At 55.6% G+C, this 6,520-nt stretch carries 4 protein-coding genes and 1 pseudogene; 4 read left to right on the top strand and 1 reads right to left on the bottom strand.

Annotated features, from left to right (window positions below; genetic code table 11):
* Nucleotides 1–106 precede the first annotated feature (106 nt).
* Nucleotides 107–832, bottom strand: a pseudogene (locus ACQUQO_RS17765) (ISH6 family transposase); the annotation flags it as partial.
* Nucleotides 833–1,031: 199 nt separating this feature from the next.
* Here ACQUQO_RS17765 and ACQUQO_RS17760 point away from each other — a divergent pair.
* The 4 genes from ACQUQO_RS17760 to ACQUQO_RS17745 all read left to right on the top strand — a co-directional run bounded on the left by ACQUQO_RS17760 (nt 1,032) and on the right by ACQUQO_RS17745 (nt 6,476).
* Complete coding sequence (locus ACQUQO_RS17760) at nt 1,032–2,204, top strand: DUF7282 domain-containing protein (protein ID WP_435079919.1); 1,173 nt, start codon at nt 1,032–1,034, stop codon at nt 2,202–2,204.
* A complete protein-coding gene (locus tag ACQUQO_RS17755; protein WP_435079917.1) occupies nt 2,201–4,072 on the top strand; it encodes a hypothetical protein in 1,872 nt (623 codons plus the stop codon). The genes ACQUQO_RS17760 and ACQUQO_RS17755 overlap by 4 nt, the downstream gene beginning before the upstream one ends.
* A 1,834-nt stretch (nt 4,073–5,906) precedes the next feature.
* On the top strand, nt 5,907–6,164 hold the full coding sequence (locus tag ACQUQO_RS17750; RefSeq protein ID WP_435079915.1) for a hypothetical protein: 258 nt from the start codon (nt 5,907–5,909) through the stop codon (nt 6,162–6,164).
* 15 nt (nt 6,165–6,179) lie between these two features.
* Nucleotides 6,180–6,476: a hypothetical protein gene (locus ACQUQO_RS17745; RefSeq protein ID WP_435079913.1), complete on the top strand. Its 297-nt coding sequence runs from the start codon at nt 6,180–6,182 to the stop codon at nt 6,474–6,476.
* Nucleotides 6,477–6,520 lie beyond the last annotated feature (44 nt).

Below are 6,520 nucleotides of genomic sequence, written 5' to 3'. Positions count from 1 at the left end.
GCCGATCAAGATCTTCTTCGGTCAGATGCCGAACAATCCCTTTTCGACGATCGCTACTCATTGTGTCACCGTCTCACTCTATGCCCATAACTTCCCTTGGTCACTAAGCGTCGTCAGTGACTGCGCCGATGTCATCGAGAGCGGCCGCTGTCTCGTCCCAGTTAGCGTTGATCGACAGATCCAGCAGGGATCGCGAGCCCCCAGCAGTATCCTCGCCGAGCGTTGCTTGAACAGAGTGGTACGAGCGGTCTTCGTCTTGGCTGTGACATTTCGTTCCGTCGGCGATGATAGCGTCAGCGTCCGTTCCGGCAACACAGTTAGGAAGGAACTGCTTGAGTTTGCTGCCGTATTCTTTGGCACGGCGGTTGATGGTGTCTGGCGACGGCATCGAAACGAAGCCGTCGCCGTGATCGGCGGCATCTCGATAGCTGAGAGAGGTAGCGAGATCGACGCTCTTGGCCGCGATATCCTGTTGATAGCGGTTCTGCCCGTCGAAGTCGATGACGTCTTCGACGGGCCGAAGATAGCTCGGTTCGTCGTGGTCAGCGGCTGTATCTTCGACGTAGTGGAGGTCGAACTCGTGCTCGCCGGCGGTTGTAACGGCTGTGCGGGGGTCGGTGCCGCGGCGCTGGAACCGCTGGTCACCGTTGCCGTGAGCGTATTTTTCGCCACAGAGCGCCTCGACGCGGCTCGCGTCGAGGCTCTCGACCAGTTCTTCGAGAAGTACCGATTCGATGTTCTGGTCGGTGACGAACTCGGCGAGTGCGGCGAGCGGTATGGTTTTGTCGTCATCGGTACTGAGTTCGAACCGCACGTTGATTTCAGCGTGCATGGGGTGGTCTCGGTTTGGTCACCAGAGACAACCCCTTCCTGAGAGGAGTCAGTTGCTACCGAAGTCTAGACCGCTTTGCGACACGACCAGATATTTGTACTCAATCACGCTCGAATTCCGTATGGCTGCTGACGGCCATGAACGGGAAGGGAATTCTCGTGAACCGAGGTCGGATTCACGGCTCGCTCGAGTTTCCTGTTTGCTGATATCGGTCATTCTTGTTGTCGTCTTCGTTGAGACTGGCTTCGCAGCTGGCGCACTGATCGGCCCCGTCGCAACCACGGACTCACAGGCGACAGCGAACGCTTCGATCGAACTCGAAAACCAGACCACGAACGGATCGACGATCGTCGTTCGGTCCGTCACTGTTCCCGAAGGCGGGTTCGTCGTCCTTCACGGAAGCGACTATCTACAGGGCTATGGGGTCGCCGACTCGGTTGCTGTCTCCGAGTATATCAAGGCTGGTACCCACGAGAACGTGACGCTCACCGTTTCGACCCAGGTGCCAGGCACCGTTGACGACTACACGCGACTGAACGTCTCCGATCGGGTCGCAGCGACCGTCCATCGCGATTCAAACGACAACCACCAACTGGATTACTATCGGGCCGAGGGATCGGTCGATCATCCCTACGGCGGTGTTCGCCACCCGGTCGAAGATACCGCGTTCGTGACCGTCGAAGGCTCCCGTGCGGATGCTGACGGTCACACCGATGCTGAACGCGTCGCCATCCACTTTCCCGACCAGATGGCTGCCAACAGGACCGTTACCGTTGACTCGATCACGCTTCCGCGCGGCGGGTACGTGAGTATCCACACCGCAGCCTACCTCCCACCACGAAACGAGAGCATCGAGAGCACCATCGGCGTCTCGAAACGACTCGCTCCAGGCACTCACCGAAACGTCACGATTCCAATGGACGGGGCCTCAGGCACCGAGCAGAATCAAACCCGTCTGCAGGGGCGACAGCTGCTCGTCGCAGTTCCCAGATATGATACTGGCCAGAGCGGTACGTTCGAATTCGTCGCAACCGAGGGACGTGAGGACCCGAGCTACGTGGATGCGAACGGCACGCTGGTCACCGCACAGGCGACCGTCGAGACGCGCCACTCGCGGACGGATGCCGAGAGTAGCGTGAAGACACGCACCCGCTCGAAACCCACGGCCATAACAGTGGCTAACGAGCAGGGAGAGCGAGCCAGCAGCGAAGACACGACGGCCTCTGAACCGGTGTCCACACAGCAATCCAACGAGACAGCTATCGATACCGGCACGAGTGGTCCACTGGCATTCCTTCCGAATCCACTCTATCTCGCCGCTATCGGCCTGCTTGCTGTCATGGTCCTCTTTCTCGCAAGAATCGAATCATGAGTCAAACAGGTGCTCCACAGGGCGACGACGGCCTCTCGTCCGAATCGGCCTCCGTGAGCGATGCCGACGGTGAACCGATGCAGGCCGGAGCCAAAAGACGCGAAGCGAGAGCAGCGAATCCGACTCGCCGAGCGTTTCTCAAAGCAAGCGGTGCTGTCGGTCTGGGTAGCCTCAGTCGCGGAGGCGACGAGGGCGAAGTAGGGCTGACTGCAACGGACGTACCCACCCCCGATGACCTTCCCAATCCTTCGCTTTCCCAACGGGCCGGGAACTTCGAACGGGCAGGCTACCCGAGTCGTTCCGCCTACCAGGACATCGCTACACAGGAGCGGCTGACCCTTCAGCAGCAGGGTCCATTCAACCCAGCACAGGAAGTGGATGCAGTTGCGTATCTCGGTCTCGATAGCGGTGAACCGGTCGATACAGCGCTCGGTGACGCGGCAGCGGCCGGACGATTGGACGATACCCTCCTGCGCTTTCCTTCGGGCGAATATCGAATCGCGGGTGGGCGGACGAACCTCTTTGTGGAAGGAGCCTTCGGGATCGTCGGTTCGAACACACGGTTCGTCCTCGACGAAGGCGTCCATGCGGCGCTGCAGTTCATCGGCTCCCGCATCCGTATCGACGGTATCACTATCGATCAAAGTGCGCCCGGTGCAGTCGCCTCGGTTCTGCTTCGCCCCGAGAACGGCACCATCGAATGGGTCAACGTCACTCGAGTCGGCGTCGTCTCAGAGCGTACGCTGCAAGACCACGCCGGGAAGCCACAGATTCAGTTGCGTATCGATGGGAACGGTGAGAGCTACGTTCGCGTCGAGAACTACCGGGCGCTTGGCGGTGGCAACGCCGGTGCACACTCCTGGGCGAATAGCTGCACACCACCCGAGGGATTCGTCGCTCCCGGAAACGGTGCGCCCGGGATCTGGGCCGGCATCGGCACCTCACCGGGAACGACGATACAGATCATCAACCCCGAACTCCACGGCTGGGAAAACGGTATCTACGCCAGTCGGACGCCCAGCCCCGTGCAGGTCATCGGCGGGAAGTTCGTCAATAACAACAACGCCTCGATCCGCATCGCGGGGGAAGATTCGTACGCGAACGGCTGTTCGATTTACTTCAACCAGGAAGAGTACCCGCTCGATCAAATGCCAGGGCCGTACAGACCTGGTGAGATACAGGGTCTCAACGGCGTGCGATCCGAGGGACGGGGAACACAGGCCGCAGCCACTCTGGAGAATCTCGATCTCCAAGCCTACAACGTCCAGAGGCTCGATGATTACCGCTGTGGGGGCGTAAACGGGCTGATTCGCATCCAAGGCACCGTCGGTAGAGGCCTCATCGACAACTGTCGCCTTCGGTATCAGAGCATCACCGACACGCCGGCTATCCTGGCCAACTATCCCGACGGCAATGGCTACTATCCTGCACCGCCTGGCCCTCACGATATCCAGATTCGAAACGTCGAGATCGAAGGCGACCAGATGGATTCAGCAGCGGTCGACGTCCGTGGTCGACCGAACTCGATGATCCTGGACAGTTGCATCAGAACTCCTCGTGCAAGCCCAGACGAGATTGACGGTGCCCGAGCGCAAAACGTCGGCTATGGTCCGAACTGTACGGAGAGTCAGCTTGTGACCGGTCCTGTGGGTGCACCGGGGAATCTCTCGGCGATGAATCTCTCAGCTCCGACTGGGAACTTTTCGTTTGTTTCGTCTCGTCGGGGTCAACGTAGAGGTGCAGCGACCGTCATCTCTGCAGTTGTTGCGCTCATTTTGGGGGTGATGGGGTTAGTGAGTGTAGGTGGATTTATATTATTGCTAGCACTATGCTTCGTGTTGCTACTTTCTGCAATGCTCCGAGTGTGATAACCATCATAGGTGTTTTAGACACTCATGCTAAGTGCAACTATAAAAAGTAAGAAGAAAACCATGCTCGCTACAAATCCTGCATTTCGACGAGCAAATACGTTGAAACTCATTAGTGGACGAGTTCGAGGTATAAGAAATAAGCCTGTGTATACCCAAACCAATCCTGTGATAACGCGCACATCGATCAGAAACCCAATTCCAAGGAGCGTGAGTACAATTCCCACAATCGTCTCTATCCGATAGCTAAAACGCGCTCGGAGTCCCAACGACTGTGAGGCCATAACAAGACTATATGACTCTCTACTATAGCACAAGGCGATAAACTTTCGCCCACCTCTAACCAAGCTTGGTAGTGCTATCGAATCGTTCTAATCGCTCCCCTTCTTTCATGTCTATTTCACCAGTAAGATAGCGCCTTCCGAAGTCTGTAACTTGGTAGTATCCTTGGGGAGTATTGAGCTTCCTGAGAAGATCGGCCTTGTGTAGTTTCAACACACGTTTTCGAACATGGCTTGCTGATACATCTGTGTTAACTGCGACCACCTTAGGAGGCGCACAAAAATCCTCAATCTGGTGTCCTGATAGAAAATCTAGTATAGCGTTGTCAGCTGGCGACATCCATGTTATTAGTGGTCGCATTAGGAAACCAACTTGTACGATCCCTACTAAAACATTTGATGAGTCTCTGGAGGAGACGTTGTTAGTTCTCTCCGAGAATACGAAACAATTCTTTGTACTTAAGGTGGTTCCCACAGTACAACTACTCGCGTGATGAGGGTAGAGATCGTATCGGAGGAACATGCCAAACGCTTTGCTCAGCTGCAGAACCAAGCCCTGCAGCGGCGGCTATCTCATGGCTGTTAGACTCAGATGCTTCTCGTCCATCACGAAGGAGAAGTGTACTATGCATGCCATCCCTTGGCCCAATTTCCGGTATAGGTGAACCGTTCGCAAGCAATCAGCAGCACCATCGCTATAACACATTAGGTCGCTGTGTAATCAATCAAAGTGGAGCCTAGCGATGGTAGCACGGTGCGAGCAGACCATGCTGCCGATAGTCCTCGTCTCCTTGAGCATCGGTCACAAAGAGGTCTCGATGCACCTCTATGGCGGTGAAGATGAGAATGGTCATCCCCAACCAGCATGCGATGCTGGCCGAAATAATGCTAGGTACATTCGGGTATTACGTGATGACGCTGAACTGCAAAATACCACGTTCTGCAAATCATGCTATGAGACCGTCCCTACCAGGGAAAAAGATGGACAGAGCCACTCTAAGGTGAATATAGAGAAATGTTCTATTTGTGGAGAGATATATTATCGAACCCGTCGGCCACAACATCTCATTGAGTGTGTTGGAGATGACAAGATAGGTCGAGCAGAACCTAGATAACGAAATCCACGGAAAGAGACGGTCCTCAACCTTGGGAATGGAATTAATCCTACAGGGTAGTCAAATTATGGTTTAATGTCACTCTAACCTTGAGACGGGTACACTTTTCCAGAGGAAACGACAATTGGGGGCTGTTGTAAGCAGAGCTAATACCAAGCCCGTGAGAGAGCATGTCATCCGCTCACGGGATTGATGACTGGTTGACCCAGTCCCCCTGGTAGTGGACGAATGCTATCGGACGGTCAAGGAGATCCGACCATGGACAGCCGCAGCACTCGAGAGACAAACTCTCGACCAAACAGGTGTATGGTTTGCAAAATCCGCCCCACTGAAAGCAGTTCTCGGGTCCGTATCGCGCTATATTCGCTAGCCATCGGTGGAGTTGCGTTCGTTCAGCCTGTTCTCGCCCAGGACGCTGGTGGATTCTGCACAACAGCTATGGGTGGACTCATTGAGGGCGTCTTGAGCGCCATCGTTATCATCGCTGTCGCAGCCGTGCTGGGAGCATTGCTGCTGTCTGCTGCCGGTCGTCCGCTCGCCATATCAGGACGCATGGTTGCCATGATGAACGCTATGTCCAGTCGGTCCCTGCAGAGCATTATCCTGCTTGCGGTTGCTATTCCGTTTTTCAGCTGGATTTTCGGATTCAGCCCGCTTGATCCCACTGCAGGCTGTATTCCGTTTCTCGGTGGCTGAGAGGAGTAGTTGAGTATGCGCGTACCTGACCGGGAGACTGTCGTTGTGCTCGCTGTAGTGGTACTTGTCTTATCGAGTGCTACGACGATCGTCGGTGGTCAGGACACGGACAACAACACAACGGAGGGAACGAACGCAAGCGAAGGTACCGACCTTTCGGAGTACAGCCCAGCTGAACTTCGGAACCTCAGTAACGAACAGATTCGAGATGGGCTCGAGAACACTAACGAGAGCGATCTGACCGAAGCACAAAAGGAGGTTCTGAACGAGAGGCTGAGACTGTTGCGTTTCGACTATTTAAAACCGGCGTGAGCCGGTAGTGACGACCTGATGTCTGTGGTTTCCAAGTCAGCAGG

Source organism: Halococcus sp. AFM35, assembly GCF_051195015.1.
Lineage (GTDB): Archaea > Halobacteriota > Halobacteria > Halobacteriales > Halococcaceae > Halococcus.
This window is presented reverse-complemented; position numbering and strand designations above follow the sequence as displayed.